Raw genomic sequence first — 25,655 nt, forward strand, 5'->3', positions numbered from 1 at the left:
GTCCCCTTATTTCTCTATTGAGTTTGTTTCTAAGTATGTAATGAAAAGCTTATGAAACGTGTGCTGGGAGGCATGGCGACAATAACGTGCCGCTTTATAGCAAGGCGCCGAAAATACTGTCAAGGAAAGCCCCCCAGCCAAAAACTACTAATGCGTGCTGATTCTTTCCTTAGCATCGCCGTCGCGCTTCTCGTCTTTCGCGACAATCTCCGGAGCCACATCTGGCAAGGGCTCCGGGGCGTATTGCAGCGCAATTTGCAGGACTTCGTCAATCCATTTGACCGGTTTGATCTGCAGATCCTGCTTGATATTTTCCGGAATCTCTTTCAAGTCGCGAACATTCTCCTCCGGAATGATCACCGTCTTGATCCCGCCACGGTGTGCCGCCAGCAGTTTTTCCTTCAAACCGCCAATGGCCAGCACCTGGCCACGCAGGGTGATTTCGCCGGTCATGGCCACATCGGCACGTACCGGAATCTGCGTCAGCGCCGACACCAGCGCGGTGCACATGCCTATGCCGGCGCTCGGGCCGTCCTTCGGCGTGGCGCCCTCAGGCATGTGGATATGCACGTCGTGCTTCTCGTGGAAGTCCGCGGCAATCCCCAGGCTGCGGGCGCGACTACGCACCACGGTCTGTGCAGCCGTAATCGATTCGACCATGACATCGCCCAGCGAGCCGGTCTTGATCAGCTGACCCTTGCCGGGGATGACCACGGCTTCGATGGTCAGCAATTCGCCGCCCACCTGGGTCCAGGCCAGGCCGGTAACCTGGCCGATCTGGTCCTGTTGCTCGGCCAGGCCGTAGCGGAACTTGCGCACGCCCAGCAAGTGCTCCAGCTGCTCGCTGGCCACCTTGACCTTGACCTGCTTCTGCCCGGTATGTTCCTTGACCACCTTGCGGCAAACCTTGGCGATCTGGCGTTCCAGCCCTCGCACACCGGCTTCGCGGGTGTAGAAGCGAATGATGTCACGGATCGCCGAGACATCGACCTCCAGCTCGTCCTTCTTCAAGCCGTTGGCCTTGACCTGCTTCGGCACCAGGTACTTGACCGCAATGTTGATCTTCTCGTCCTCGGTGTAGCCCGGCAGGCGGATGACTTCCATCCGGTCCAGCAGCGCCGGCGGGATGTTCATCGAGTTCGAGGTGCAGAGGAACATCACGTCCGAGAGGTCGTAGTCGACTTCCAGGTAGTGGTCGTTGAAATTGTGGTTCTGCTCCGGGTCGAGCACTTCCAGCAGCGCCGAAGCCGGGTCGCCGCGCATGTCGCTGCCCATCTTGTCGATTTCATCGAGCAGGAACAGCGGGTTGCGCACGCCCACCTTGGTCATCTTCTGGATCAGGCGACCGGGCATGGAACCGATGTAGGTGCGGCGATGGCCACGAATCTCGGCCTCGTCACGCACGCCACCCAAGGCCATGCGCACGAACTTGCGGTTGGTGGCGGCAGCGATCGACTCGGCCAGCGAGGTCTTACCAACGCCGGGCGGCCCGACCAGGCACAGGACCGGGCCACGGATTTTCTTGACGCGTTTCTGCACGGCGAGGTACTCAAGGATGCGCTCCTTGACCTCCTCCAGGCCATAGTGGTCGGCATCGAGGATTTCCTCGGCCTTGGTCAGGTCCAGGCGTACCTTGCTCTGGGCCTTCCACGGCACCTGCACCAGCCAGTCAAGGTACGAGCGCACCACGGTTGCCTCAGCGGACATCGGCGACATCTGCTTGAGCTTGTTCAGCTCGGCCTGGGCCTTGGTCAGGGCGTCCTTGGGCAGGCCAGCGGCTTCGATGCGCTTCTTCAGCTCTTCGACTTCGTTGTGGCCTTCGTCACCATCGCCAAGCTCCTTCTGAATGGCCTTCATCTGCTCATTCAGGTAGTACTCGCGCTGGCTGCGCTCCATCTGTTTCTTGACCCGGCCGCGAATGCGCTTTTCGACCTGCAGCAGGTCGATCTCGGCATCCAGCAGCGCCAGCACGTGCTCGACACGGGTGGCCAAGTCGACGATTTCAAGAATTTCCTGCTTCTGCTCGATCTTCAGGGCCATGTGGGCGGCCATGGTGTCGACCAGGCGGCCGGGCTCTTCGATGCTGTTCAACGACGACAGCACTTCGGCAGGGACTTTCTTGCCCAGCTGCACATACTGCTCGAATTGCGACAGCAGCGTGCGCACGAACACTTCCGACTCGCGCTCGGCGGTGTCGGTTTCGTCGATCAGGGAAACTTCGGCACGGATGTGCCCTTCTACTTCGGTGAAACGCTCGACCGCGCCACGCTGCTCGCCCTCGACCAGCACCTTGACGGTGCCGTCAGGCAGCTTCAGCAATTGCAGCACGGTGGCAACGGTACCGACACGGTACAAGGCGTCCTCGCCCGGGTCGTCATCAGCTGGGTTCTTCTGGGCCAGCAGGAGAATCTGCTTTTCGCCCGTCATCGCCGCCTCGAGGGCTTCGATGGATTTTTCGCGCCCCACGAACAGCGGGATAACCATGTGCGGGTAAACAACGACATCGCGCAATGGCAAAAGAGGCAAGTCGAGGGTGGTCTTCATGATTTCGCCTCTACAGCGGCCTTATGGCCGGAAACCGGTGGAAATGATGCTTGGACCTAATGTGGGGGCAGGCTTTGGAAATTACAAGCGCTAGCGCAGGAAAAGCAGAAAGGGGCCCGCAGGCCCCCTTCTGATTTGCAACCGTGAACCGGCCATTGCCTGAATCAGGCGTCTGGCGCGGCCTTGGCTTGCGGCTCGCTGTTCTCGTAGATCATCAGCGGCTGCGAGGTGCCTTCGATGACGCTCTCGTCGATCACCACCTTGCTGACATCCTTCTGCGAAGGAATCTCGTACATGGTGTCGAGCAGCACGCCTTCGAGGATCGAACGCAGGCCACGGGCGCCGGTTTTGCGCTCCAGGGCCTTGCGTGCAACGGCCTTGAGCGCATCGCTGCGGAACTCGAGGTCGACGCTTTCCATCTCGAACAGCTTGGCATACTGCTTGGTAAGGGCGTTTTTCGGCTCGGTGAGGATCTGCATCAATGCAGCCTCATCCAGTTCGTCGAGGGTAGCCAGTACCGGCAAACGGCCGACGAATTCCGGAATCAGGCCAAACTTGACCAGATCGTCCGGCTCGACCTCACGCAGGGACTCGCCAACCTTCTTGCCCTCTTCCTTGCTGCGCACTTCGGCACCAAACCCGATGCCACCTTTGGTGGAGCGGTTCTGGATGACCTTTTCCAGGCCCGAGAACGCGCCACCGCAGATGAACAGGATGTTGCGGGTATCAACCTGCAGGAATTCCTGTTGCGGGTGCTTGCGGCCGCCTTGCGGCGGAACCGAGGCCACGGTGCCTTCGATCAGTTTCAGCAGTGCCTGCTGCACGCCCTCGCCCGAGACATCACGGGTAATGGACGGGTTGTCCGACTTGCGCGAGATCTTGTCGATTTCGTCGATGTAGACAATGCCCATCTGGGCCTTTTCCACGTCGTAGTCGCACTTCTGCAACAGCTTCTGGATGATGTTTTCAACGTCCTCACCCACATAACCGGCTTCGGTCAGGGTGGTGGCGTCAGCAATGGTAAACGGTACGTTCAACAGGCGTGCCAGGGTTTCGGCGAGCAGGGTCTTGCCCGAGCCGGTCGGCCCGATGAGCAGGATATTGCTCTTGCCCAGTTCGACTTCGTCACCCTTCTTGTCACGCTGGTTCAGGCGCTTGTAGTGGTTGTACACCGCTACGGCCAGCACCTTCTTCGCGCGCTCCTGACCAATCACGTACTGGTCCAGGATGCCGCTGATTTCTTTCGGCGAAGGCAATTTGTGCGCGCTGCTCTCGGCCTGGGCTTCCTGCACCTCCTCACGGATGATGTCATTGCACAGGTCGACGCACTCGTCGCAGATAAATACCGAGGGCCCGGCAATCAATTTGCGCACTTCGTGCTGGCTTTTGCCGCAGAAGGAGCAATAGAGCAATTTGCCGCTGTCCTCGCCGTTACGGGTGTCAGTCATTCGATCGATCCAATCCGGTAGGCTTGCAACACAAGATGAAGGCAATTGCGGGCTTTTTCAAGTCCGCAGGTAGGCGCTTTCCGCGCCTACCTGCTCTGACACCCCGGTTCAGGAGGCCAGTTGCCGCTTGTCGTAGACCGAGTCGATCAGACCGTACTCGGCCGCGCGCGAGGCGCTCATGAAATTGTCACGCTCGGTGTCACGTTTGATGGTCTCGAGGTCCTGGCCGGTGTGGTAGGCCAGCAGCTCGTTCAGGCGCGCTTTGATATTGAGGATTTCCTGGGCGTGGATCTCGATATCGGTGGCCTGCCCCTGGAAACCGCCCAGTGGCTGGTGAATCATCACACGCGAGTTAGGCAGGCAGTGACGCTTGCCTTTGGCACCGGCAGCCAGCAGGAAGGCACCCATGCTGCAGGCCTGGCCAATACAGATGGTCGAGACGTCCGGCTTGATGAACTGCATGGTGTCGTAGATCGACATACCGGCAGTGACGGAGCCACCCGGCGAGTTGATGTACAGATGGATATCCTTGTCCGGGTTTTCCGCTTCGAGGAACAGCATCTGCGCAACGACGAGGTTGGCCATGTAGTCTTCGACCGGGCCAACCAGGAAGATCACTCGCTCTTTCAACAAGCGCGAGTAGATGTCGTAAGCGCGCTCGCCACGGGCGGACTGCTCGATAACCATCGGGACCAGGCCGCCTGCGGCCTGGATGTCAGAGCTCTGCTGAATATAAGAATTGCGGGACATGTCCTGCGCTCACTCCCAAATAGTCATGGCTTGATAACGCACAAGCCAGCTCGAAGGCTGGCTTGTGGGGGTTTCCTACGAGAGAAGCCTGTTACTCAGCTGCGGCAGGAGCCTCGGCTGGTTTGACAGCATCTTCGTACGAGACCGACTTGTCGGTCACAGTCGCTTTCTGCAGAACAGTATCTACAACTTGTTCTTCCAGCACAACCGAACGCACTTCGTTCAGTTGCTGGTCGTTCTTGTAGTACCAGGCGATGACCTGCTCAGGCTCCTGGTAAGCCGAGGCCATTTCTTCGATCATCTCGCGAACCTTGGCGTCGTCCGGCTTCAGCTCGAACTGCTTGACCACTTCGGCAACGATCAGGCCCAGGACCACGCGGCGTTTGGCTTGTTCTTCGAACAGCTCGGCCGGCAGTTGCTCTGGCTTGATGTTGCCGCCGAACTGCTGAACAGCCTGCACGCGCAGACGGTTGACTTCATTTTCCAGCAGGGCTTTCGGCACTTCGATCGGGTTGGCGGCCAGCAGACCGTCCATGACCTGGTTCTTCACCTTGGTCTTGATCGCCTGGCGCAGCTCACGCTCCATGTTCTTGCGAACTTCGGCGCGGAAGCCTTCCAGGGTCGATTCCTTGATGCCGAACTGGGCGAAGAACTCTTCGTTCAGCTCTGGCAGCACAGGGGCGGAAACGCTGTTGACGGTGATGGTGAACTCGGCGGCTTTGCCAGCCAGGTCGAGGTTCTGGTAGTCCTCTGGGAAGGTCACGTTGACAACGCGCTCTTCGCCAGCCTTGGCGCCCACCAGACCATCTTCGAAGCCAGGGATCATGCGGCCGGAGCCCAGTACCAGCTGGGTGCCCTTGGCCGACCCACCGGCAAACACTTCACCGTCGACCTTGCCGACGAAATCGATGTTGACCTGGTCGTCGGTCTGCGCGGCGCGCTCGACGGCCTCGTAGCGGGTGTTCTGCTTGCGCAGCACTTCCAGCATCTTGTCCAGGTCGGCGTCAGCCACTTCGGCGCTCAGGCGCTCGACGTTGATCGACTCCAGGCCAGCAACAGTGAACTCCGGGAACACTTCGAAGATGGCGACGAACTCCAGGTCCTTGCCCTTTTCGAAGGACTTCGGCTCTACAGCCGGAGCGCCAGCCGGGTTCAGTTTCTGCTCGACGATGGCTTCGTAGAAGGAAGCCTGGACCAGGTCACCGAAAGCCTCCTGACGGGCATCGGCTTCGAAGCGCTGACGGATCACGCTCATTGGCACCTTGCCTGGACGGAAGCCGGCAACCTTGGCGCGCTTGGCAGTCTGTTGCAGACGCTTGTTGACTTCGTTCTCGACGCGCTCGGCCGGAACGGCGATGGTCATGCGGCGCTCGAGAGCGGAAGTGTTTTCAACAGAAACTTGCATGGATATTCCTCGTTGCACAGACGTTAGCCGGCGTTAGCCCGACTCCAGAATCAAGGGCAAGCATTCTAGTGAGTCGCGCAGCAGAAGTCACCCCACACGGGACGACGGGAAACCACGCCGGTCGATTAACTTTCAAGGCCCGTTCGACATGGCGACGGGCCTGCCTCATCAATGGCCGCACCACGCCAGTGGCGCAATACAACCGAAATACCTTGTCAAACAACTTCCAGCAGCGAATTCGCTTCCTTTATTCAGGATCGACTTCGTTGAACTGGCAGTATTCTTCCCATTCCACGCCCAGCGCTTCGGCCACCTCACGGTGCGTCTCCAGGCGCATGGCGCGCAACTGCTCCGGGGTTTCGGCGATCAGCTGCAGCGCCAGTTCCCAGGGCTGAATACCCTGCTCTTCAGCCGCATCCTCGAACGCCCACTCGATCTGCTGGGCCTGCTCCCGCGCATCCAGCTCGCGGATTTCCTCGAGCAGTTGCGGATTGGCCTCGGCAAAGCGCTGTAGCGCCATAGCCTGACGGGCTTCTTTTGCAATCATTGGGTTGTTCCTCTGCCGGCCAACCGGGCCGGTGTTTCAACCAGCTGAAATCTAACAGCTTTTATTGGGGTGCCACCAGAGGATTGCAAGGGGTGGATGGCATCGATTTGAGGCTCGCAGCGCCTGCGAGGGGTCGATGCGAGCCCTGCAGCGCCTATAAGATCGAGCGCCGCCAGCGCGGCGCTTCGCGGGACAAGCCCGCTCCCACATCAGTTTCGGGCCAATTATTCCTGTGGGATTTGCGCGCGAACACCTCGGCGCTCACCTCGACATCGCGCCATACAAACAAGGCGGTCGCGCGCGCCTGGGACAGGATGGATTGGCCCGAAACAGATGTGGGAGCGGGCTTGTCCCGCGAAGCGCCGCGCGGGCGGCGCTCGATCTCACTGACGCAAAAACCCCAAAGCCAGGCACCCCACCCCCCAAAAAAACCCCAAAACAAAAAAGGCGCCCGATCTCACGATCAAGGCGCCTTTTCAAAAATATGGGGTGGACGATGGGAATCGAACCCACGACAACTGGAATCACAATCCAGCGCTCTACCAACTGAGCTACGCCCACCATATTGCGGTCTTGCGTTGTTGCGGTACAGCCTTACAGAAGCATGGTGCGGACGAAGAGACTCGAACTCTTACAGCTTGCGCCGCTGGAACCTAAATCCAGTGTGTCTACCAATTTCACCACGTCCGCGTAACGCTTAAAACAAAGGCGCCATGTACAACTGAGGCGCCCTTGAAGAATATGGGGTGGACGATGGGAATCGAACCCACGACAACTGGAATCACAATCCAGCGCTCTACCAACTGAGCTACGCCCACCATATTGCATTACCGCCTACTTGCTTGCCAAAGCTGCCTAATGGCGCACCCGGCAGGACTCGAACCTGCGACCATCCGCTTAGAAGGCGGATGCTCTATCCAGCTGAGCTACGGGCGCTTAAGCTTGAAGCCTAACCGAACAAGCATTTAACAGGTAACTGCCAAACCACTTATTCTGCCCGACTTAGCCAACCAGTGCTAGGCTGTGCCCGACAAGTGCGGCGAATCTTATAGGCGACCCCAAAAGTCGTCAACACCTTTTTCAAAAAAATTTAAATTATTTAAGGGGTTAGGGCATTTGCCCGACCACCCGCCTTTGCCCTTGGCGCGTGTCGTGCGAGAATGCGCGCTCTTTATTGTTTCCTTCTCGATGGTTAATCACGCGTCTATGACTGCACACCTAATCGATGGCAAGGCAATCGCCGCCAGCTTGCGCCAGCAGATCGCTCAACGTGTCGTGGAGCGTCGCCAGCAAGGCCTGCGTACTCCGGGCCTGGCGGTGATCCTGGTCGGCACCGACCCTGCTTCCCAAGTCTATGTCTCGCACAAGCGCAAGGACTGCGAAGAGGTCGGCTTCATTTCGCAGGCGTTCGACCTGCCTAGCGAAACCACGCAAGATACCCTCACCGAGCTGATCGACCGCCTCAATGACGACCCGGCCGTCGACGGCATCCTGCTACAGCTGCCGTTGCCGGCCCACCTGGATGCCTCGCTGCTGCTCGAGCGCATTCGCCCGGACAAGGACGTGGACGGCTTCCACCCCTACAACATCGGCCGCCTGGCCCAGCGCATCCCGCTGCTGCGCCCGTGCACGCCAAAAGGCATCATGACCCTGCTGGAAAGCACCGGTCAGGACCTGTACGGCATGAACGCAGTGATCGTCGGCGCATCCAACATCGTTGGCCGGCCGATGGCCATGGAACTGCTGCTGGCCGGCTGCACCGTGACCGTCTGCCACCGCTTCACCAAAGACCTGGCCGGCCATGTTGGCCGCGCCGACCTGGTGGTCGTGGCTGCCGGCAAACCAGGCCTGGTCAAGGGTGAGTGGGTCAAGGAAGGCGCCATCGTCATCGACGTGGGCATCAACCGCCAGGAAGACGGCAAGCTGGTCGGCGACGTGGTTTACGAGACTGCCCTGCCGCGCGCTGGCTGGATCACCCCGGTGCCGGGCGGCGTCGGGCCAATGACCCGGGCCTGCCTGCTGGAAAACACGCTGTATGCAGCGGAAGAGCTGCACAAGTAATACCGCGTGTAATAAAACGGCACCTCTGGCAGGTGCCGTTTTTTTTGCCCGTCGAAAAGGTACCGTGCGAGGCGGCGGCGTTGGCGCTGCGTGCGCGGTGCCGACCAGTACCGCCCCCCCGGGGAAGGGTTGGCAAGCCGATTGCAACATCGGTGTTGGCACTGGACTTCATCCCCGTCTCGACGGCGGGGCCGGACTCTGCGGTCGCGGTTTAGCCCATTTGATCGGGCGGCACGCACCGAACTAGAGCCCAGCAGGCCGGATTGCCCCATAACTGGTCAGACCGGTAAGGCCAAAAAACCTTGCAATGGCAGTTTTTTCGCGCTTTTATGGCTTCGCGCTGAACAAACCGGTAAGACCACAATAATTAAGTCCTGCGCTCTTTCGCCCCGTGCGGCTACCGAAGCAAGGACACCGATCTGAGACTTCTCCCATGCTCAAATGGTGCTCGCGTTCGATATTCCTGCAAGTCGTGCTCGGCCTTGCCCTCGGCATCGCCTGCGGCCTAAGCTTCCCCGACCTTTCCCTGCAACTCAAACCCCTCGGCGACGGCTTCATCAAGCTGATCAAGATGCTTATCGGCCTGATCGTGTTCTGCGTGGTGGTCAGCGGCATCTCGGGCGCCGGTGACCTGAAAAAGGTCGGGCGCATCGGCCTGAAATCAGTGATCTACTTCGAGGTGCTGACCACCCTGGCGCTGGTGATCGGCCTGGTGTTCGCCTTCAGCAGCGGCATTGGCAGCGGCGCCAATATCCATCTGGACCAGCTGTCCAGCGCCGACGCCAGCAGCCTGGCCGAACGGGGCCAGCACATCCACGGCGCCACCGCGTTCTTCATGGACCTGATTCCCACCTCGGTGATCGGCGCGTTCGCCGACAACAACATTCTTCAGGTATTGCTGTTCTCGGTGCTGTTCGGTAGCGCGTTGAACCTGGTGGGTGACTCGGCTGCGGGTATTTCGCGGCTGATCAACGAACTGAGCCATGTAATCTTCCGCATCATGGGCATGATCGTACGCCTGGCACCGATCGGCGTGTTCGGCGCCATCGCCTTCACCACCAGCAAATACGGCCTGGAGTCGCTGCAGCACCTGGGCGGGCTGGTCGCACTGTTCTACCTGACGTGCGCCGGCTTCGTGCTGATCGTGCTGGGCACGGTGATGCGCCTGTCGGGCTTGAAGCTGCTGCCGCTGATCAAGTACCTGCGTGAAGAACTGACCATCGTCCTCGGCACCGCCTCTTCAGACGCCGTGCTGCCACAGATCATGCGCAAACTGGAACACCTGGGCATTGGCACGTCCACGGTCGGCCTGGTAATCCCCACCGGTTACTCGTTCAACCTCGATGGTTTCTCCATCTACCTGACCCTGGCCATCGTGTTCATCGCCAATGCCACGGGCACGCCGCTGGAGATGACCGACCTGCTGACCATCCTGCTGGTGTCACTGGTGACTTCCAAGGGTGCTCACGGCATCCCAGGCTCGGCGCTGGTGATCCTTGCCGCCACCCTGACCGCCGTGCCGGCGATTCCGGTGGTCGGCCTGGTGCTGGTACTGGCAGTGGACTGGTTCATGGGGATCGGCCGGGCGTTGACCAACCTGATTGGCAACTGTGTGGCGACCGTGGCCATCGCCCGCTGGGAAAAGGACATCGACCTGGAGCGCGCGCAGAATGTGCTCGCCGGCAAACCTGGCTTTGCCCCTGCGCCGCGCAAGCAGCCCGCTGCACATCAACAGGAATTCTGAGTGAACGTGGCCGGCACTGAAGCCGGCCCATCCAGGAGCAAAACGTGATCAGCTCATCAACCGTCGTCAATTCAGTGGTAGAAAAACTGCGCCACGCCCTGGCCCGCGGCCAATGGCGCAGCGGCGACATGCTGCCAGGCCAGCGCGAGCTGGCCGAGCAACTGGGCATCAGTCGCCCGAGCCTGCGCGAAGCGGTGACCGTGCTGGAAACCCTGGGCCTGGTGCGCTCACTGCCGGGCAAGGGCGTATTGGTGCTGGATGCCGATACTGCTCAGGAACCGGGCCTGGACACCAGCGCGGCGGCCAGCCTGGCCGACGTACTGGAACTGCGCTACACCCTTGAACCGTTCATCGTCGGCCTGGTGGCACAGTCGGCCAACAGCCAGGACATCGGCCAGTTACGCCTGACCCTGATGGACATGCGCGAAGCGCTGGAAGCCGATGACTGCGAAGCCGGGGTCAAGGCCTACATTGCCTTCCACGAGGCGCTGTTCGCCCTGACCACCAACCCGATCTTCCAGAGCGTGGTGCAGCAAACCGGCAATGCCCTCAAGCAGAGCGCCGACATGCTGCGCAACTCGCCTGAACACCTGGCCGCGCGGCTGAAAGAAAACGAAGCAGTGGTGCGCGCCATACGCGAACGCAACAGCGCCCAGGCCAGCGCCCAGATGCGCCAGCACATCCTCGCCGAAGGCTCGCGCATGGGCATCCCACTGAACATCCCGGACGAACACCCGCATCCATGACCCGAGGAGAGCGACCATGAACGCCGCCCCCCACCTGCCTGCCCTGCTCGCGGCCGGCGAAACCCGCCTGTCAGCCGAGCAGATCTACCCGCGGCTGTTCGACGCCATTCTCGAACAGCGCCTGCCGCCCGGCAGCCTGCTGCCCGAGCAGGCGCTGGGCCATGCCTTTGGGGTCAGCCGCACGGTGATCCGCCGCGTGCTCGGGCGCTTGTCCGACCAGCAAGTGGTGGTGCAGCGCCCCAGCCACACTGCTCACCTGGCGGCGCCCGACCCGGACCAGGCACGCCAGGTGCTCAGCGCCCGGCGCCTGGCCGAGACAACGCTGATCACCCTGGCCGCCCAGCGCGCCCGCCCGGCTCAGGTACGGCAGCTGCGGCAATTGGTGGAACGCGAGCGCCAGCACCATGAAAGTGGCGAGCGTTGTGCGGCAATCCGCCTGGGCGGTGAGTTTCACCTGAAGCTGGCCCAGGTCGCGGCCAATGCGCCACTGGCGCGGTTCCTCAATGGCCTGGTGCCAATGACCTCGCTGATCATTGCCCGCTACGAATCGCCATGCTGCGACCATTGTGCCTGGGAAGAGCATGCGGCGATCATCGACGCCGTGGAACTGGGCGATGCCGAGACGGCACTGGGGCTGATGCACACGCACCTCGACCGCCTGGAAGAAAAGCTCGATCTGAATTAACGACGCGATCCCTGCGGGGCCTTGCGGCCCCTATACTCGGAACACCACCCAGCCTCTACCAGGGAGGCGGTCGCGTGAGTTCTCGCATCATTTTGTCGCTGTGCTTTCTGCTGGCCGTGGGCGGCTGCGCAGGCAAGCGCCCGCCTGCCCCACCGCCACCGGCTGTGCTCACCCCCGCCGCCTGGCAACGTATCGACCAGGAATTGATCGATGCTTCGGTCGGCGCCGCTGGCTCGGCCAACGACTACGCCCGTCGCTCGATGCGGGTGTGGAAGGAACAGGTGCAACGACGCACTGAAAGTGACTTCATCCCCTGGTTTACCGGTTACTGGACTCAACAATGGCTGACCCTCAAAGTGGCCTGGTACAAGCTCGATAGTGGTGAAGGCCGGGAGCCAGCAGAAAAGCGCCTCGCCCTGTACCTGCAGGAGCAGTACCACGAGCGGGTAATCGAGCCGGTAGCCGAGCAGATAAACCCCGAAGGCATCCGCGACCGCGCCAGTGAACTGTATGTGCAACTGCTTGGCCAGCAGCTGCCGGCCATCATCAGCCGTTACAACGCTCCACCCGAACAATTCAGCCAACGGCTCAACCGCATCCCTGCCATCAACCTGGGGCCGCCCGATGCGCGCAATGCCAGCCTCTATACGCTGCTGCGGGCCAAGTCGCTGGACCAGCAACCCGCTTGGCAGGCCATGCGCCAGCACTTGCACCAACAGGCCCTCAAAGGCCCTGGCAGGACGGATGTCGGGCTCAGCTCGGTCGCCAACCAGGCCAGCGAAAAACTTGGCGCCACCCTGGCCCCGCGTGGCATTGCCAGTGCCGTGGCGTCCGCGGTGGGCAAGGTGGCAGGGGCGATGATTTCGATTGCCGCCGCCGGATACGGGATGATGACCCATGACCGCGACCACCCGCAGATGGTCGAGCAGTTGCGGGTAATCCTCAACGTGGCCCTGAACCAAGAGTGGCAGGAGCTGATGGAGAACCGCCAAAGCGGGGCCATGGCAGGGGTGTATTACCTGTCGGGGCAGGTGGAGGACAGTTTGCTGGCCAGTGCGCCGCGGCCCGTGGAACCAGCGGAAGAACAGCAGGTGCGGCAGCCGCAGGAACCCTTGATCATTCGTCTGCCGCCCTAGGCTATGTAAGAAAAGTCGCGGAGCGGCGATACGGCCGCTACAAGCCTGGTCAGACCGTCGCCAACGCCGAGGTGGGCAACCCGAAGATGCGGTCAAACGCCCAGTTGTAGACAAAGGTGTAGCAAGGGATCAGCACGATAAACGCCATGTCCACCAGCAACGCTTCCACCCATGTCATGTCCAGCCACCAGGCAATCAGCGGGATCAGGTAAACAACCAGCGTCAGCTGGAAGCCGATGGCATGCGCCACCCGCCGCGCCACGCTGCGCCCGCGCTTGGCCTGGCGGCTCTCCCAGCGCTCGAACAAGGTGTTGTAGATCAGGTTCCAGAGCATGGCGATGGTGGTGATCATCACCGCCAGCGGTCCGGTATGTGACGCCTGGGTGTCCGACAGGTAGGCCAGCCCGAGGGTCGACATGCACAACCCGATCAGTTCATAGCAAGTCACGTAGACCAGTTTGCGTTTCAGTCCCTGCACCCGGGGTTACCTCCAATGACAATAGCGTGGGGCGTGATGATGCTTCACCATGCTTGACAGCAAAAGTCAGCAGCTGTCAGATCTACTGACAGGAGGCTGCCATGAACTTTTCCAGCGACAACATCCAGCTGTTTCTCGCCGTGCTCGACCGCGGTTCGTTTTCCGCCGCGGCCCGCGCCCTCAAGCGCGTCCCCTCAGCCGTGAGCATGGCCATCGGCAATTTGGAAGCAGAACTGGGTTACAGCCTGTTCGTGCGTGGCCCGCGCGAGGTTCGCCCAACCGCACAGGCCTTGGCCCTGGAGCCGCACGCCCGGCTGATTGGCGAGCAACTGGGGCTGCTTCAGGTGCACGCCCTTGAGCTGTCCCAAGGGCTGGAGAGCAGCCTGACCCTTGCGGTGGTACCTGACATCGACCACCGTCCCCTGCTGGCGGCCATCGCCAACCTGGGTGAGCGCTACCCGTTACTCGACATCACCCTGCTCAGTGCGCCACAGGAAGAAGCCCTGCACCTGCTGGACAGCGGCCGTGCCGATCTTTGTGTGGCCTTCGCCAGCCTGCAGATGGACGCTCGCCGGGGTTTTCACCACATCGGCATGGAGGCGCTGGTGGCCATTCTGGCACCGACCCACCCGGCGTTGCGCGAGGGGCGCATCCACTACCTCGAGGACCTGACCCAGGTGCGCCAGATTCTGGTGCGCAGCCGCGACCTGCCGCTGGCAGACCCGCGACCCTTGATCGGCGCCACACACTGGGCAACCGACAGCTTCGACCTGGCCCTGCAGATGGTCGAAGCCGGCCTGGGCTGGGGCGACCTGCCGTTGTCACGAGTTGCCCCGCTGCTGCAAAACGGGCGCCTGTTACGCCTGGATTTTCGCAATACGCGCAACGAATTGCAGCTGCCGGTGCATGTCCTGTGGCGCAAGGAACAGCCGCTACAGCAGGCGGCAAAGCTGCTGATCGAGCAACTGGCCAATCCTTGACTGCCGTCCGTCGAAAGGCCCGTAAGAAATTTCTGTAAGTGCTTCAATCTTTTACCCATTGAGCCGATATCTCGGTCGATAGGCCCCGCAGAACGTCATGAGCGCGCTGCGCCCTCCCCTCCCTGGCTCAAGGTCTCGAAACATGAACCTGAAATTTCGCCACAAGATCCTGCTCAGCGCCGGCGGCGTCGTGGTCCTGGCATTTGCCCTGTTCACGCTCTACAACGACTACCTGCAACGCAACACCATCCGCCAGAACATCGAAGCGTCGGTGCAGCAGTCCGGTGCGCTGACTGCCAGCAGCGTGCAGAACTGGATGAGCGGGCGGATCCTGGTGTTGGAAAACCTGTCCCAGGACATCGGCCAGCAAGGCACCGGCGACAGCCTGGCCGGGCTGATCGAGCAGCCGTCCTATACGCGCAATTTCCTGTTCACCTATCTGGGCCAGGCTAACGGCGTCTTCACCCAGCGCCCGGATACCCAGATGCCCGCCGGTTACGACCCACGTCAGCGCCCATGGTATGGCGCCGCCGCCAACGCCGGGCAAACCGTGCTGACCGCCCCGTACCAGGGCGCGGTCGGCGGCCTGATGGTGACCATCGCCACCCCGGTGAAAAGCAAGAGCAATGGCGAGCTGATCGGAGTGGTCGGTGGTGACGTGACCCTCGATACCCTGGTCGAAATCATCAACTCGGTCGATTTCGGCGGCATGGGCCACGCCTTCCTGGCCGACGCAAATGGCCAGGTGATCGTCAGCCCCAACAAAGACCAGGTGATGAAGAACCTCAAGGACATCTACCCCGGCAGCAACCTGCGGGTTGCCGCCGGGATGCAGGATGTCACCCTCAACGGCCAGGACCGGATCATCTCGTTCGCCCCGGTCGCCGGCCTGCCTTCGGCGCAGTGGTACATCGGCCTGTCGATCGACAAGGACAAGGCCTACGCTGCACTCAGCCAGTTCCGCACCTCGGCAATCATTGCCATGCTGATCGCGGTGGCCGCCATCGCCGGCCTGCTCGGCCTGTTGATCCCGGTGCTGATGCGCCCACTGACCACCATGGGCCGCGCCATGCGCGACATCGCCGAGGGGGAAGGTGACCTGACCCGCCGCCTAGTGGTGCAGAACAAGGACGAATTCGGTGAGCTGGCCACCTCGTTCAACCGCTTTGTCGAGCGGATTCATGCGTCGATCAGTGAGGTGTCATCTGCCACCCGCCTGGTGCATGACCTGTCGGAGAAAGTGGTCAGCGCATCCAACGCCTCGATCAGCGGCTCCGAAGAACAGAGCATGCGCACCAACAGCGTTGCGGCGGCCATCAACGAACTGGGTGCCGCCACTCAGGAAATTGCCCGCAACGCCGCCGATGCCTCGCAGCATGCCAGCGGCGCTAGCGAACAGGCCCACGGTGGCCGTGAAGTGGTGGAAGAAGCGATCAGCGCCATGACTGCCCTGTCGCAGCGCATCAGCGAGTCGTGCGCGCAGATTGAAACGCTCAACGCCAGCACCGACGAAATCGGCAAGATCCTCGACGTGATCAAGGGCATCTCGCAGCAGACCAACCTGCTGGCGCTGAACGCCGCGATCGAGGCGGCACGTGCCGGTGAGGCTGGCCGAGGCTTCGCCGTGGTCGCCGACGAGGTGCGCAACCTGGCGCACCGTACCCAGGAATCGGCGGAAGAAATCCACCGCATGATCACCAGCCTGCAGGTGGGCTCGCGCGAAGCGGTGCACACCATGAACACCAGCCAGGTTTCCAGCGAGCAGACGGTGCAGGTGGCCAACCAGGCCGGCGAGCGTCTGGCCAGCGTGACCCAGCGTATCGGCGAGATCGATGGCATGAACCAGTCGGTAGCTACGGCCACTGAGGAGCAGACCGCCGTGGTCGAAAGCCTGAACCTGGACATCACCCAGATCAACGCCTTGAACCAGCAAGGTGTGGAGAACCTCAACGAAACCCTGCGCCACTGCGACCAGCTGGCACAGCAGGCCGGGCGGTTGAAGCAACTGGTGGGTAGTTTCAGGATCTGACCGAACACGCCCACACCGCTCAGGCGCGGCCATTCGGCTTCGCAGGAGAAACAGCTGCCACCCCTGTGCTCGACGGCGCCAGGTGGCAGCGCAAGGGTTCTGAACAAGGCCTGAGCGCGCAGAAAGCCAGAAACGCAAAAGCCCCGAATAATCGGGGCTTTTGTTTGAAAATATGGCGGAAGCGTAGAGATTCGAACTCTAGGATAGTTGCCCATCGACGGTTTTCAAGACCGTTGCCTTAAACCACTCGGCCACGCTTCCAGCTTGTTTTGCGGCCGCCATAATACCTTAATGAAACACGCTGTCAAACTCTCTGTGTCGCGGGTTGCAGGAGCTCTGATAGACTCCTAGCATCTGAACGTTCGAAACCACAGGTTTACCAAGGAGTGTCGCCATGCGCGAACAGGATTACGCCGTACACCACGGCCAGCAGGTCGAGCAGCAGGAGATCAGCAAGGTCCTGCGCAACACGTACAGCCTGCTGGCGCTCACCCTCGCCTTCAGCGGTGTCATGGCCTTCGTTGCCCAGCAGATGCGCGTCGGCTACCCGAATGTGTTCGTGGTGCTGATCGGCTTCTACGGGCTGTTCTTCCTTACCAACAAACTGCGTGACTCGGCTTGGGGCCTGGTGTCTACCTTTGCCCTCACCGGCTTCATGGGCTTCATCCTCGGCCCTATCCTCAACCGCTACCTGGGCATGGCCGGTGGCGCTGAAGTGGTCAGTTCGGCATTTGCCATGACGGCGCTGGTGTTTGGCGGTCTGTCGGCCTACGTGCTGATTACCCGCAAGGACATGAGCTTCCTCAGTGGTTTCATCACTGCAGGCTTCTTCGTTTTGCTGGGTGCTGTCGTTGCCAGCTTCTTCTTCCAGATCAGCGGCCTGCAACTGGCGATCAGCGCGGGCTTCGTGCTGTTCTCGTCGGTGTGCATCCTGTTCCAGACCAGCGCGATCATTCATGGTGGCGAGCGTAACTACATCATGGCGACGATCAGCCTGTATGTGTCGATCTACAACCTGTTTGTCAGCCTGCTGCAGTTGTTTGGCATCATGGGTCGTGATGACTGATTGATTGCTGTGTGAGAAAGCCCGCTTCGGCGGGCTTTTTTGTGGATTTTCGAAAGGGGATTGGGGTTCGGGGTGTACGTCGGTAGAGGTTCAGCGCCTGATAAATCAAGCGCCGCGCGGGCGGCGCTCGATTTCTGCCCCTCCCAATAACTCAAGCCGGACACCTGCCCCCACGCCCCTGCCAACCGTAATTATTGACCAAAAAGTCAGATATCCAGGCAAATGCTCGCCGATCGTGCCGCCATCGTGCTTTTCTCTACCCCAATCCCTCATCACCCCGTAGAATGCGCTCCTTTTTTCTTCCGGGGCGGCTTTCAGCAATGAGCTCACACGAACACAGCCCAGGCGCAGCGGCGCCTGCCAATGAACTGGTGCTTGGCCTGGAGGACAAGCCGCGGCTGCTGATCGGCCTGCTGGCTGCCCTGCAGCATCTGCTGGCGATCATCGTGCCGATCGTTACCCCAGGCCTGCTGATCTGTCAGGCGCTAGGCGTTTCTGCGCGCGATACCAACCTGATCGTTTCCATGTCGTTGGTGATCTCGGGTATCGCCACCTTCGTTCAGTGCAAGCGCTTTGGCCCGTTCGGCGCCGGGCTGCTGATCGTGCAGGGCACCAGCTTCAATTTCGTCGGCCCGCTGATTGCGGGCGGCGCGCTGATGGTCAAGCAAGGCACGCCGGCAGAGGGTGTGATGGCCGCCATCTTCGGCGTGGTGATTGCGGGCTCGTTCGTGGAGATGGGCGTGTCGCGCATTCTGCCGTTCGTCAAACGCCTGATCACGCCGCTGGTGACCGGTATCGTGGTGCTGATGATTGGCCTGACCTTGATCAAGGTAGGTCTGATCAGCATGGGCGGTGGCTTTGGCGCCATGGCCAACGGCACCTTTGCCAACGGCGATAACTTGCTGCTGTCGGGCGTGGTGCTGGCGATCATCGTGATCCTCAACCGCGTACCCGTGGTGTGGATGCGCAGTTGCGCCATCGTCATCGCCCTGGCGGTCGGTTACGCGCTGGCCGGCTACATGGGCCGCCTGGACTTCACCGGCATGCACGAAGCCGCGCTGTTCCAGGTGCCGACCCCGCTGCACTTTGGCCTGAGCTTCTCGTGGGCGCTGTTCATTCCGATGCTGGTGATTTACCTGGTCACCTCGCTGGAAGCCATCGGTGATGTTACCGCCACCAGCAAGGTGTCGCGCCAGCCGGTCGAAGGGCCGGTATGGATGCAGCGGATCAAGGGTGGCGTGCTGGTCAACGGTGCCAACTCGCTGCTGGCCGGTGTCTTCAACACGTTCCCCAGTTCGATCTTTGCCCAGAACAACGGGGTGATTCAGCTGACCGGTATCGCCAGTCGCCACATCGGTATGTGGATTGCCGTGATGCTGGTGCTGCTGGGGCTGTTCCCGAGCGTTGCCGGGGTGATCCAGGCAGTGCCGGAGCCGGTGCTGGGTGGCGCGGCCATGGTGATGTTCGGGGCGGTTGCGGCGTCGGGTATCAATATTCTGGCCAGCACCCGGCTGGACCGTCGTGCACTGCTGATCATTGCCGTGTCGTTGGCGCTGGGCCTGGGCGTGGCGCAGGTGCCGGAGTTCCTGGCGCATATGCCGGCGGCGATTCGCAATGTGCTGGAGTCGGGTGTGGCGACTGGGGGGATCTGCGCGCTGGTACTGAACTGGTTCTTGCCGGAGAGCAAGGAGCAGGCTTGAGTAGGGTGCCTGCCTGTTAGGGCGATGGGGGCTGCTTTGCAGCTCATCGCGACACAAGGTGCCGCGCCTACAGGGGGCGCGCAGCACACACGGATACATACAAAGCCCACGCCGCTTGCACAAGCGGGCGCGGGCTTTTTTGCTTTATCATGGCAGCATTCCTTTGCATGAGTTATCCATGAAATTCGCTATCGCGGTGTTCTCCCCGGCCCATGCGCCCTCCTCGCGGCGCGCCTTGCGCTACGCCGAGGCGGTACTGGCCGGCGGGCATGAGATTGCCCGGCTGTTTTTCTACCAGGACGGGGTGCACAGTGCCTCGGCCAACGTGGTCGCCCCCCAGGACGAAGTCGATGTGGCCGCTCAGTGGCGTGCCTTTATCGAGGCCCATCAGCTGGACGCGGTGGTGTGCATCGCCGCCGCCCTGCGCCGTGGCGTGCTCGACGAAGCGGAAGCCAACCGTTACCAGCGCCCGGCCATCAACCTGCCCAAACCATGGGAGCTGTCCGGCCTGGGCCAATTGCACGAAGCAGCGCAAGTTGCCGACCGCCTTGTTTGCTTCGGAGGCGACTGACCATGGCCAAATCCTTGTTGATCATCAGCCGTCAGGCCCCGTGGAGGGGCCCATCCGCCCGCGAAGCACTGGACATCGCCCTGGCCGGCGGCGCATTCGACCTGCCGCTGGGCATGCTGTTCCTCGATGATGGCGTTTTCCAGCTTGCACCCGGCCAGCAACCTGCCGCCGTGGAACAGAAGAACCTGGCCGCCAACCTGCAGGCGCTGCCAATGTTCGGCGTCGAAGAACTGTTCGCCTGCAGCCACAGCCTGGCCCGCCGTGGCCTGGCCGCCGATAGCCTGACGCTGCCGGTGCAAGTGCTCGATGACGCGGCACTGACCGCGCTGATCGCCCGTTTCGACCAGGTGGTAACACTCTGATGACAACCTTGCATGTACTTGCCCACTCCCCGTTTGGTGACGACCGCTTGGCCAGCTGCCTGCGCCTGCTCGGCACCGATGACGCCTTGATGTTGTGTGGCGATGCGGTATACGCCCTGCGTAGCGACAGCGAACCGCACCGCCAACTGCACGATGCCGGCCTGGCTCAGCGCCTGTTCGCGCTGGACGAAGACCTGCAAGCCCGCGCGATCGGCAACGACCTGGCCAAGGCCGTGGACTACGCCGGTTTCGTCGAACTGTCGCTGCAATACGACAAGGTCAACAGCTGGCTATGAATACGCTTACCGTTGGCGATCAGGCGATCGCCGTGGACAAGGACGGCTTTCTGGTCGACTTGCAAGACTGGTCCCATGCTGCCGCCGAAGCCTTGGCCGAGCGCGAAGGCATTGCGCTGACGCCGGACCACTGGGAAATCCTCGAACTGCTGCGCCAGTTCTATCAGGAATTCCAGTTATCACCGGCCACTCGCCCGCTGATCAAGTACACCGCCCTGAAGCTGGGCCCGGACAAGGGCAACAGCCCGCACCTGAACCGTCTGTTCAACGGCACCCCCGCCAAACTTGCCGCCAAGCTGGCGGGCCTGCCCAAGCCGACCAACTGCATATGACCCAACCATCCTTGATTGACGTTCGCCCGCTTACCCTGGAAACCCCCGCCGAACACCCGTTCGCCGAATTCGTGCGCATTCTCGGCAAAGGCAAGCGCGGCGCGCGCGGCCTGACCCGTGAGGAGGCACGCGCGGCCATGACCCTGCTGCTGGAGGGTAAGGTCGAGGACACCCAGCTCGGCGCTTTCCTGATGCTGCTGCGGCACAAGGAAGAAAGCGCCGAAGAGCTGGCCGGCTTCACCGAAGCCCTGCGTGCCCACTTGCAGGCGCCGCGCATCGCCGTGGACCTGGACTGGCCGACCTACGCCGGCAAGAAGCGCCACCTGCCCTGGTACCTGCTGGCCGCCAAATGCCTGGCCGGCAACGGTGTGCGCATCCTGATGCACGGCGGCGGCGCACATACCGCCGGGCGCATGTACACCGAGCAGTTGCTCGACCTGTTGCAGATCCCGCTGTGCCGCGACTGGGCTGCAGTCGAAAACGCGCTGGACCAGCACCATCTGGCGTTTTTCCCGCTGCACGACTGGGCGCCGCAGTTGCAGCGCATGATCGACCTGCGCAACACCCTGGGCCTGCGCTCGCCAATCCACTCCCTGGCCCGGGTGCTCAACCCCCTGGGCGCACGCTGTGGTCTGCAGAGCATCTTCCACCCCGGTTACCAAGCGGTGCACCGGGAGGCCAGCCGCCTGCTCGGCGACCATGCCGTGGTGATCAAGGGTGATGGCGGCGAGATCGAAGTCAACCCGGATGTCATCAGCCACCTCTACGGCACCACCGCAGGCGAAGCGTGGGACGAAGAGTGGCCGGCGCTGAGCGAGCGCCGCCACGTCAAACCAGCCAGCCTGCAGGCCGAGCACTTGCAGGCGTTCTGGCGCGGGGAAGTGGAAGACAGCTACGGCGAGAAGGCCCTGATTGCGACCATGGCCCTGGCCCTGCGCGGTTTGGGACAGGACCGTGAGCAGGCCTTTGCGACCGCCCAAGGCTACTGGGATACACGAAACAAATCGATTTGATCGATTATAAAACCCCGATATTTGCGCTATTCGTTCGAACGATTTGGCCTAGACTGGGCTCCAACGACAAACAACTTTGTTTCAGGAGCTCACCATGGGCCTTTTGATCGACGGCCGCTGGCATGACCAGTGGTATGAAAACGGCAAGGACGGCACGTTCAAACGCGAAAACGCCCAACGCCGCAATCAGTTGCCCGCCCCCGAGGCCGGCCGCTACCACCTGTACGTGTCGCTCGCCTGCCCATGGGCCCACCGCACCCTGATCTTTCGCGCGCTAAAAGGCCTGGAGCCTTTGATCGACGTATCGGTGGTCAGCTGGCTGATGCAAGACCATGGCTGGACCTTCGACCAGCAGCAAGGCTCCAGCGGTGACCACCTCGACGCCCTGCAGTACCTGCACCAGCGCTATACCCAGGATGACCCGCACTACACCGGCCGCGTGACTGTGCCTGTGCTGTGGGACAAGCAAGAAAAGCGCATCGTCAACAATGAGTCGGCAGAAATCATCCGTATTTTCAACAGCGCGTTCAACGAGCTGACCGGCAATACCCTGGACCTCTACCCCGAGCCACTGCGCCCGGCTATCGAGGCACTGAACGGGCGCATTTACCCGGCGGTGAACAACGGCGTGTATCGCGCCGGCTTTGCCACAACGCAGGACGCCTACGAGGCGGCATTTGACGATGTGTTCAACGAACTCGATTATCTGGAAGATTTGCTGAGCCGCAATCGCTACCTGGCCGGTGAGTACCTGACCGAGGCAGATGTACGCCTGTTTACCACGCTGGTGCGGTTCGATGCGGTGTACCACGGGCATTTCAAGTGCAACCTGCGGCGCCTCAGCGACTACCACAACTTGTCGAACTGGCTGCGTGAGCTGTACCAGTGGCCGGGAGTGGCGGGGACCGTGGATATGGAGCATATCCAGAAGCACTATTACATGAGCCACAAGACCATCAACCCGAACGGGATCGTGCCTAAAGGGCCTTTGCAGGACTTTGGCTTGGCGCATGATCGAGCGCGGTTGGTGGGTAAAGGAATTTGGCAGGCTTGAGAAAGCCGGGGCTGCATTGCAGCCCCAAACGTTCTCAGCTGTTCTGCGAACCTTCGAACCAGGCCAGCTTGTCGCGCAGCTGCACCACTTCCCCAACAATCACCAGGGTCGGCGCATGCACCTCATGCTGGGCCACCAGGTCCGGCAAGTCTGCCAGTGTACCGGTAAACACCCGCTGGTTACGCGTAGTCCCCTGCTGCACCAACGCCGCCGGGGTGCTTGCCGCCCGACCATGACTGATCAGCTCGGCGCAGATGGTCGGCAAGCCCACCAACCCCATGTAGAACACCAGTGTCTGGGACGGCGCCACCAGGTCATTCCACGGCAAGTTGCTGGTGCCGTCTTTCAGATGGCCCGTGACGAAGCGCACCGATTGCGCGTAGTCGCGGTGAGTCAGCGGAATCCCGCCATACGCGGAGCAGCCACTGGCGGCAGTAATGCCCGGCACCACCTGGAACGGGATGCCATGCTCGGCCAGCTCTTCGATCTCTTCGCCGCCCCGGCCGAAGATAAACGGGTCGCCACCCTTCAGGCGCAGCACGCGCTTGCCCTGCTGGGCCAGATCGACCAGCAAGCGGTTGATCTGGTCCTGGGGCACGGCATGGTCAGCGCGGCGCTTGCCTACGTAGATGCGCTCGGCATCACGCCGGCACATCTCGATGATGGCGGGCGCTACCAGGCGGTCGTACAGCACCACATCGGCCTGCTGCATCAGGCGCAAGGCACGGAAGGTGAGCAAGTCCGGATCACCCGGGCCCGCCCCTACCAGGTACACCTCACCGCCCTGCTGCAGCGGCGCGCCTTCTACCATCGCCTGCAACAGACGCTCGGCTTCGGCGCCCTGCCCGGCCAGCTGGCGCTCGGCAATCGGCCCCTGAAACACGGTTTCCCAGAAGCCGCGTCGCTGGTTGACGTCCGGGTACAAGGCTTTGACCTTGTGCCGGAAACGCGCCGCCAACCCGGCCAGCTCACCATAGGCTGCCGGGATCCAGGCCTCGAGCTTGGCGCGAATCAAACGCGCCAAAACCGGGGCGTCACCGCCGCTGGATACCGCAATCACCAGCGGTGAACGGTCGACGATCGCCGGGAATATCACCGTACACAGGGCTGGCGCATCCACCACGTTGACCGGCAGGCTGAGGGCCTGTGCATCGGCCGACACCTGGGCGTTCAGCCCAGGGTCGTCGGTCGCCGCAATCACCAGCCGGCAGCCGACCAGGTCGGCGGCCTGATAGCCACGCACCAGCACCTCACCGCCACCTTCCCTGGCCATCGCGGCCAGCTGGCCGTCGACATCCGGCGCCACCACGCGCAGCACACCGCCAGCATCCGCCAGCAGGCGCGCTTTGCGCAGGGCAATTTCGCCGCCGCCGACGACCAGCACGCGGCCGCCCTGCAGCTTGTGGAACAGCGGCAGGTAATCCATTTAGCGGATGACCTCGACGCCGCCCATGTACGGCTTCAGCACTTCCGGCACAAGGATCGAGCCGTCGGCCTGCTGGTAGTTTTCCAGCACGGCCACCAGGGTACGGCCCACCGCCAGGCCAGAGCCGTTGAGGGTGTGCACCAGCTCTGGTTTGCCGGTTTCCGGGTTACGCCAGCGGGCCTGCATGCGGCGCGCCTGGAAGTCGCCGCAGTTGGAGCACGAGCTGATCTCGCGGTATTTGTCCTGGCTAGGCACCCACACTTCCAGGTCATAGGTTTTCACCGCGCCAAAGCCCATATCGCCGGTGCAAAGGGCCAGCACACGGTACGGCAGCTCCAGCAGTTGCAGCACGCGCTCGGCGTTGGCAGTCAGGCCTTCCAGGGCTTCCATCGACTTGGCCGGCTCCACCACCTGCACCATCTCGACCTTGTCGAACTGGTGCTGGCGGATCATGCCGCGAGTGTCACGGCCAGAAGCGCCGGCTTCACTGCGGAAGCAAGGGGTGTGCGCGACCAGTTTCAACGGCAGTTGCTTGGCGTCGAGGATTGCCCCGGCCACCAGGTTGGTCAGCGACACTTCGGCGGTCGGGATCAGGTAGAAGTCCGCCTCGCCTTCACGGGTGATCTTGAACAGGTCTTCCTCGAACTTCGGCAGCTGGCCGGTACCCTGCAGGGCCGGGGCCTGCACCAGGTACGGGGTGTAGTGCTCCTCGTAGCCGTGCTCGCCGGTGTGCAGGTTGATCATGAACTGCGCCAGGGCACGGTGCAGGCGGGCGATCGGCCCACGCAGCACGGCAAAACGCGCGCCGGACAGCTTGGCAGCGGCTTCGAAGTCAAGGCCACCGCTAACCTCGCCAAGGGCGACGTGGTCCTGGATTGCGAAGTCGAAGGCCTTCGGCGTGCCCCAACGGCGCACTTCGACGTTGTCGTCTTCGCTGGCACCGACCGGTACGCTGGCGTCAGGCAGGTTCGGGATGGTCAACAAGATGCCGTCCAGCTCGGCCTGGATCTCATCCAGCTCGGCCTTGCCGGCAGCCAGTTCGTTGGCCATGCGCTCAACGTCAGCCATCAGCGGCGCGATATCTTCGCCCTTGGCCTTGGCCAGGCCAATGGACTTGGAACGGGCATTACGCTCGGCCTGCAGTTGCTCGGTGCGGGTCTGCACCGCCTTGCGGCGCTCTTCCAGTGATTCGATGCGCGCGACATCCAGGCTGAAGCCACGGGAGGCCAGGCGATCCGCCACTTCCTGAAGTTGGCCGCGTAACAGTTTGGAATCGAGCATA

At 61.9% G+C, this 25,655-nt stretch carries 22 protein-coding genes, 5 tRNA genes and 2 pseudogenes; 16 read left to right on the forward strand and 13 right to left on the reverse strand.

Translation table 11 applies throughout. The features are described from left to right. Positions 1-147: 147 nt before the first annotated feature. The 9 genes from lon to OO258_RS11060 all read right to left on the reverse strand — a co-directional run bounded on the left by lon (position 148) and on the right by OO258_RS11060 (position 7,630). On the reverse strand, positions 148-2,544 hold the full coding sequence (gene lon, locus OO258_RS11020; RefSeq protein ID WP_110744986.1) for an endopeptidase La: 2,397 nt from the start codon (positions 2,542-2,544) through the stop codon (positions 148-150). A 164-nt stretch (positions 2,545-2,708) separates the two neighbouring features. Continuing rightward, positions 2,709-3,992 (reverse strand): ATP-dependent Clp protease ATP-binding subunit ClpX, encoded by a 1,284-nt coding sequence (gene clpX, locus OO258_RS11025; RefSeq protein ID WP_110744985.1) that lies wholly within the window; start codon positions 3,990-3,992, stop codon positions 2,709-2,711. A 108-nt stretch (positions 3,993-4,100) separates the two neighbouring features. Continuing rightward, the gene (gene clpP / locus OO258_RS11030) at positions 4,101-4,742 is read right to left on the reverse strand and encodes an ATP-dependent Clp endopeptidase proteolytic subunit ClpP (RefSeq protein ID WP_009683825.1); all 642 of its coding nucleotides are present in this window, start codon (positions 4,740-4,742) and stop codon (positions 4,101-4,103) included. A gap of 91 nt (positions 4,743-4,833) precedes the next feature. Beyond that, positions 4,834-6,147, reverse strand: coding sequence for a trigger factor (gene tig, locus OO258_RS11035; RefSeq protein ID WP_266030375.1), 1,314 nt, complete (start codon positions 6,145-6,147; stop codon positions 4,834-4,836). Positions 6,148-6,394: 247 nt separating this feature from the next. After that, complete coding sequence (locus OO258_RS11040; protein WP_110744983.1) at positions 6,395-6,694, reverse strand: DUF6388 family protein; 300 nt, start codon at positions 6,692-6,694, stop codon at positions 6,395-6,397. A 485-nt stretch (positions 6,695-7,179) separates the two neighbouring features. Next, positions 7,180-7,255 (reverse strand) — tRNA-His (locus OO258_RS11045). Positions 7,256-7,299: 44 nt separating this feature from the next. Further along, positions 7,300-7,384, reverse strand: a tRNA-Leu gene (locus tag OO258_RS11050). Between the two features lie 52 nt (positions 7,385-7,436). Further along, a tRNA-His gene (locus OO258_RS11055) sits at positions 7,437-7,512 on the reverse strand. 41 nt (positions 7,513-7,553) lie between these two features. Further along, a tRNA-Arg gene (locus OO258_RS11060) sits at positions 7,554-7,630 on the reverse strand. 270 nt (positions 7,631-7,900) lie between these two features. Between OO258_RS11060 and folD the strand changes: the two genes are divergently transcribed. From folD to OO258_RS11085, 5 genes are all read left to right on the forward strand, one after another. Beyond that, the gene (gene folD / locus OO258_RS11065; protein ID WP_266030376.1) at positions 7,901-8,755 is read left to right on the forward strand and encodes a bifunctional methylenetetrahydrofolate dehydrogenase/methenyltetrahydrofolate cyclohydrolase FolD; all 855 of its coding nucleotides are present in this window, start codon (positions 7,901-7,903) and stop codon (positions 8,753-8,755) included. A 433-nt stretch (positions 8,756-9,188) separates the two neighbouring features. Beyond that, complete coding sequence (locus tag OO258_RS11070) at positions 9,189-10,499, forward strand: C4-dicarboxylate transporter DctA (RefSeq protein WP_110744981.1); 1,311 nt, start codon at positions 9,189-9,191, stop codon at positions 10,497-10,499. A 44-nt stretch (positions 10,500-10,543) separates the two neighbouring features. Continuing rightward, a complete protein-coding gene (locus OO258_RS11075) occupies positions 10,544-11,245 on the forward strand; it encodes a FadR/GntR family transcriptional regulator (RefSeq protein ID WP_266030377.1) in 702 nt (233 codons plus the stop codon). A 16-nt stretch (positions 11,246-11,261) separates the two neighbouring features. After that, the gene (locus OO258_RS11080) at positions 11,262-11,930 is read left to right on the forward strand and encodes a GntR family transcriptional regulator (RefSeq protein WP_266030379.1); all 669 of its coding nucleotides are present in this window, start codon (positions 11,262-11,264) and stop codon (positions 11,928-11,930) included. Positions 11,931-12,004: 74 nt separating this feature from the next. Beyond that, positions 12,005-13,066 carry a hypothetical protein gene (locus tag OO258_RS11085; RefSeq protein WP_266030380.1) on the forward strand — a complete coding sequence of 354 codons (1,062 nt, stop codon included), beginning with the start codon at positions 12,005-12,007 and terminating at the stop codon, positions 13,064-13,066. 49 nt (positions 13,067-13,115) lie between these two features. Here the strand turns inward: OO258_RS11085 and OO258_RS11090 are convergent, their stop codons facing one another. Further along, the gene (locus OO258_RS11090; RefSeq protein ID WP_266030382.1) at positions 13,116-13,544 is read right to left on the reverse strand and encodes a PACE efflux transporter; all 429 of its coding nucleotides are present in this window, start codon (positions 13,542-13,544) and stop codon (positions 13,116-13,118) included. A 101-nt stretch (positions 13,545-13,645) separates the two neighbouring features. Between OO258_RS11090 and OO258_RS11095 the strand changes: the two genes are divergently transcribed. The 3 genes and pseudogenes from OO258_RS11095 to mcpA (OO258_RS27645) all read left to right on the forward strand — a co-directional run. Beyond that, a complete protein-coding gene (locus OO258_RS11095; RefSeq protein WP_266030383.1) occupies positions 13,646-14,524 on the forward strand; it encodes a LysR family transcriptional regulator in 879 nt (292 codons plus the stop codon). A 142-nt stretch (positions 14,525-14,666) separates the two neighbouring features. Next, a pseudogene (gene mcpA / locus OO258_RS27640) lies at positions 14,667-15,698 on the forward strand (methyl-accepting chemotaxis protein McpA); the annotation flags it as partial. Positions 15,699-15,956: 258 nt separating this feature from the next. Beyond that, positions 15,957-16,553 (forward strand): annotated as a pseudogene (gene mcpA, locus OO258_RS27645) (methyl-accepting chemotaxis protein McpA); the annotation flags it as partial. Positions 16,554-16,726: 173 nt separating this feature from the next. Here mcpA (OO258_RS27645) and OO258_RS11105 read toward each other — a convergent pair. Further along, positions 16,727-16,814: transfer RNA gene (locus OO258_RS11105), tRNA-Ser, on the reverse strand. 133 nt (positions 16,815-16,947) lie between these two features. Between OO258_RS11105 and OO258_RS11110 the strand changes: the two genes are divergently transcribed. The 8 genes from OO258_RS11110 to OO258_RS11145 all read left to right on the forward strand — a co-directional run bounded on the left by OO258_RS11110 (position 16,948) and on the right by OO258_RS11145 (position 22,947). Continuing rightward, the gene (locus tag OO258_RS11110; RefSeq protein WP_003251184.1) at positions 16,948-17,619 is read left to right on the forward strand and encodes a Bax inhibitor-1/YccA family protein; all 672 of its coding nucleotides are present in this window, start codon (positions 16,948-16,950) and stop codon (positions 17,617-17,619) included. Between the two features lie 320 nt (positions 17,620-17,939). Beyond that, the gene (locus OO258_RS11115) at positions 17,940-19,319 is read left to right on the forward strand and encodes a nucleobase:cation symporter-2 family protein (protein ID WP_266030386.1); all 1,380 of its coding nucleotides are present in this window, start codon (positions 17,940-17,942) and stop codon (positions 19,317-19,319) included. Positions 19,320-19,497: 178 nt separating this feature from the next. Then, the gene (gene tusD / locus OO258_RS11120) at positions 19,498-19,890 is read left to right on the forward strand and encodes a sulfurtransferase complex subunit TusD (RefSeq protein ID WP_266030387.1); all 393 of its coding nucleotides are present in this window, start codon (positions 19,498-19,500) and stop codon (positions 19,888-19,890) included. A gap of 2 nt (positions 19,891-19,892) precedes the next feature. Beyond that, the gene (gene tusC, locus OO258_RS11125) at positions 19,893-20,252 is read left to right on the forward strand and encodes a sulfurtransferase complex subunit TusC (protein ID WP_266030388.1); all 360 of its coding nucleotides are present in this window, start codon (positions 19,893-19,895) and stop codon (positions 20,250-20,252) included. Continuing rightward, on the forward strand, positions 20,252-20,548 hold the full coding sequence (gene tusB, locus OO258_RS11130) for a sulfurtransferase complex subunit TusB (RefSeq protein ID WP_266030390.1): 297 nt from the start codon (positions 20,252-20,254) through the stop codon (positions 20,546-20,548). The genes tusC and tusB overlap by 1 nt, the downstream gene beginning before the upstream one ends. Further along, positions 20,545-20,880, forward strand: coding sequence for a TusE/DsrC/DsvC family sulfur relay protein (locus tag OO258_RS11135; protein ID WP_110744613.1), 336 nt, complete (start codon positions 20,545-20,547; stop codon positions 20,878-20,880). Before tusB ends, OO258_RS11135 begins: the two co-directional genes overlap by 4 nt. 11 nt (positions 20,881-20,891) lie before the next feature. After that, entirely contained in the window at positions 20,892-21,893 is a 1,002-nt protein-coding gene (locus tag OO258_RS11140; protein WP_416309206.1) for a glycosyl transferase family protein, read from the forward strand. A gap of 94 nt (positions 21,894-21,987) precedes the next feature. After that, positions 21,988-22,947 carry a glutathione S-transferase family protein gene (locus OO258_RS11145; RefSeq protein ID WP_266030393.1) on the forward strand — a complete coding sequence of 320 codons (960 nt, stop codon included), beginning with the start codon at positions 21,988-21,990 and terminating at the stop codon, positions 22,945-22,947. Between the two features lie 34 nt (positions 22,948-22,981). Here the strand turns inward: OO258_RS11145 and cysG are convergent, their stop codons facing one another. Both cysG and serS read right to left on the reverse strand, forming a co-directional pair. Beyond that, on the reverse strand, positions 22,982-24,373 hold the full coding sequence (gene cysG / locus OO258_RS11150; protein WP_266030395.1) for a siroheme synthase CysG: 1,392 nt from the start codon (positions 24,371-24,373) through the stop codon (positions 22,982-22,984). After that, positions 24,374-25,654 (reverse strand): serine--tRNA ligase, encoded by a 1,281-nt coding sequence (gene serS, locus OO258_RS11155; protein ID WP_266030397.1) that lies wholly within the window; start codon positions 25,652-25,654, stop codon positions 24,374-24,376. Between the last annotated feature and the right edge of the window lies 1 nt (position 25,655).

It is taken from the genome of Pseudomonas sp. DCB_BI, assembly GCF_026240995.1.
Taxonomy (GTDB): domain Bacteria; phylum Pseudomonadota; class Gammaproteobacteria; order Pseudomonadales; family Pseudomonadaceae; genus Aquipseudomonas.

Excerpts from the sequence above, each read along its gene's own strand:
- lon (WP_110744986.1), bottom strand. The coding sequence starts at position 2,544 with ATGAAGACCACCCTCGACTTGCCTCTTTTGCCATTGCGCGATGTCGTT.
- clpX (WP_110744985.1), bottom strand. The coding sequence starts at position 3,992 with ATGACTGACACCCGTAACGGCGAGGACAGCGGCAAATTGCTCTATTGC.
- clpP (WP_009683825.1), bottom strand. The coding sequence starts at position 4,742 with ATGTCCCGCAATTCTTATATTCAGCAGAGCTCTGACATCCAGGCCGCA.
- tig (WP_266030375.1), bottom strand. The coding sequence starts at position 6,147 with ATGCAAGTTTCTGTTGAAAACACTTCCGCTCTCGAGCGCCGCATGACC.
- OO258_RS11040 (WP_110744983.1), bottom strand. The coding sequence starts at position 6,694 with ATGATTGCAAAAGAAGCCCGTCAGGCTATGGCGCTACAGCGCTTTGCC.
- folD (WP_266030376.1), top strand. The coding sequence starts at position 7,901 with ATGACTGCACACCTAATCGATGGCAAGGCAATCGCCGCCAGCTTGCGC.
- OO258_RS11070 (WP_110744981.1), top strand. The coding sequence starts at position 9,189 with ATGCTCAAATGGTGCTCGCGTTCGATATTCCTGCAAGTCGTGCTCGGC.
- OO258_RS11080 (WP_266030379.1), top strand. The coding sequence starts at position 11,262 with ATGAACGCCGCCCCCCACCTGCCTGCCCTGCTCGCGGCCGGCGAAACC.
- OO258_RS11095 (WP_266030383.1), top strand. The coding sequence starts at position 13,646 with ATGAACTTTTCCAGCGACAACATCCAGCTGTTTCTCGCCGTGCTCGAC.
- OO258_RS11110 (WP_003251184.1), top strand. The coding sequence starts at position 16,948 with ATGCGCGAACAGGATTACGCCGTACACCACGGCCAGCAGGTCGAGCAG.
- OO258_RS11115 (WP_266030386.1), top strand. The coding sequence starts at position 17,940 with ATGAGCTCACACGAACACAGCCCAGGCGCAGCGGCGCCTGCCAATGAA.
- tusD (WP_266030387.1), top strand. The coding sequence starts at position 19,498 with ATGAAATTCGCTATCGCGGTGTTCTCCCCGGCCCATGCGCCCTCCTCG.
- tusC (WP_266030388.1), top strand. The coding sequence starts at position 19,893 with ATGGCCAAATCCTTGTTGATCATCAGCCGTCAGGCCCCGTGGAGGGGC.
- tusB (WP_266030390.1), top strand. The coding sequence starts at position 20,252 with ATGACAACCTTGCATGTACTTGCCCACTCCCCGTTTGGTGACGACCGC.
- OO258_RS11135 (WP_110744613.1), top strand. The coding sequence starts at position 20,545 with ATGAATACGCTTACCGTTGGCGATCAGGCGATCGCCGTGGACAAGGAC.
- OO258_RS11145 (WP_266030393.1), top strand. The coding sequence starts at position 21,988 with ATGGGCCTTTTGATCGACGGCCGCTGGCATGACCAGTGGTATGAAAAC.
- cysG (WP_266030395.1), bottom strand. The coding sequence starts at position 24,373 with ATGGATTACCTGCCGCTGTTCCACAAGCTGCAGGGCGGCCGCGTGCTG.
- serS (WP_266030397.1), bottom strand. The coding sequence starts at position 25,654 with ATGCTCGATTCCAAACTGTTACGCGGCCAACTTCAGGAAGTGGCGGAT.